The 1,799-nt window shown below is 29.5% G+C and carries 2 protein-coding genes and 1 pseudogene; all 3 read right to left on the reverse strand.

Annotated features, from left to right (window positions below):
- A pseudogene (locus tag B6S12_RS10500) lies at positions 1-957 on the reverse strand (methyl-accepting chemotaxis protein); the annotation flags it as partial.
- Complete coding sequence (locus B6S12_RS10505; RefSeq protein WP_111230718.1) at positions 938-1,354, reverse strand: hypothetical protein; 417 nt, start codon at positions 1,352-1,354, stop codon at positions 938-940. The gene B6S12_RS10505 and the pseudogene B6S12_RS10500, both read right to left, overlap by 20 nt.
- Positions 1,355-1,378: 24 nt before the next feature.
- The coding region (locus B6S12_RS10510) for a methyl-accepting chemotaxis protein (RefSeq protein ID WP_245892664.1) at positions 1,379-1,799 on the reverse strand (421 nt) is incomplete at its 5' end.

Raw genomic sequence — 1,799 nt, forward strand, 5'->3', positions numbered from 1 at the left:
ATTTTTTAATTCTACTAATTGAGGATTAGCAGGATTTTCTATAATTCTTGCACTTAAGTCTCCTTCTTCTATGGCTTTAGCGGTTAATGCAGATTGTGCGATTGCTTTTTTATCTTGAGCTAGAGTGTTTTGTATGTTTTGTATATTTTTATTAATCATCATCCCCATTTTACCTATTTCATCATCTGAAGTTATCTTTAAAGGTTTGGGGCTCACCTTCTCATAATTTAAAAATTTAAAAAATACATCCAAAGACTCTAATAACAAGGCAATTTTAGAACCCACAATTTTATGAACCATAAAATATATAATACACAAAATAACAACTAAAAATACTACAGACAAAACAGCAATAGCCACTTGAAGTTCTCTTAATTTAGCAAATACTTCTTTTTTGGGTGCTGTTACAACTATACTCCAATAACTAGAATTGTCTAAAGTTGATATTGTTGCCACACTAGCAAAACTTAAATCTCCTGTGCTTGCTATATAATGATCAAACAACTTAGTTTCTCTTGAGGTAACAGCATTTGTAACTGCGTTTGCACTTTCATCTTTATTAATATCCTTTAAAGTCTTTAAAATAGCATCAGGATTTGGATGAACTGCAATAATCCCTTTATCATTCATCAAAAATCTCAAATCTCTTTTATACGCATTCAAAGCAGGATTATTTAATGCTTGAGAAAACTGCACAATATCATAAGTATAAATCAAAATACCTATATAATTTTCTTGCTTATCAAAAATTGGCAAACCAATATTAATACCCAAAAACTCTCCATTACCAAAGTCCGATTTAATAGGATCTCCTACATAAATCTTGCCATATTCTCCCTTTTTTGTTTCATGGAGAGCTTTTTTAACTAGCTGAAAATTTCTAAATTTTTCATTAAATTGTATGGTTTCTGAATCTCCTATATTACCACTTTCTTTATCATAAAAACACCATTCCATAATGTCCTTTGTTATCTAAATATTTGGGATTGATATTTCCACCCTCTAAAACAGAGGTATCCTCCAATATTAAAAAAGCATAGGTAGCATAAGATGAACTCTCAAAACTATTTTTAATAATATATTCTAAATTAGGCATTCTCACACTGCCTTTGGTTTTTAAAATTGAATTTATAGTATAAGAAGCACTTTTTGCAAGAATAATTGTCTCATTAAATGAGCCTTCTATTAAATTTGCATATCTTTTGGAAGCTTGATTAATTTTATCTTCAACTTCATCAGAAATATTATCCTTTACTTGTGCAGAAATAATAAAAACAAACACTATTAAACCTAAAACAATACTAATAGCAACAGATATAACCAACTTCATACCTATACTTAATGATCTAAACATAACTTTCCTTTCTTAAATCTATTTTTAAAACTTCTTCTTTCTTACATCTTCTAAAATATCATTAGCGATATTATTAACACTTTGGGTAATAGCATTAGTGCTATTAGCAATTTCTACATTATCTAGCGTGATAGTATCTAATTGAGCTACTGCTTCATTGATTTGACTAACTCCTAATGCTTGTTCTTTAATAGAGCTACTTACTCCATTAATTCCTTGAACCAATATATTAACATTGGCTTCTATTTCATTTAATGATTTACCAGTTCTCTCTGCTAGTTTTCTAACTTCATCAGCTACTACTGCAAATCCTCTTCCATGTTCTCCTGCTCTTGCTGCTTCAATTGCTGCATTTAATGCTAATAGGTTTGTTTGTTCTGCAATATCTTTAATCACACCTACTATGTTTTTAATATCTTCTGCTTGTCTTGTTACTTCAGATGTT

The sequence above is a fragment of the Helicobacter valdiviensis genome (assembly GCF_003245365.1).
GTDB lineage: Bacteria > Campylobacterota > Campylobacteria > Campylobacterales > Helicobacteraceae > Helicobacter_D > Helicobacter_D valdiviensis.

What these genes read in the sequence shown, in the direction of transcription:
- B6S12_RS10505 (WP_111230718.1), bottom strand. Translation starts at nt 1,354, where the DNA reads ATGTTTAGATCATTAAGTATAGGTATGAAGTTGGTTATATCTGTTGCT.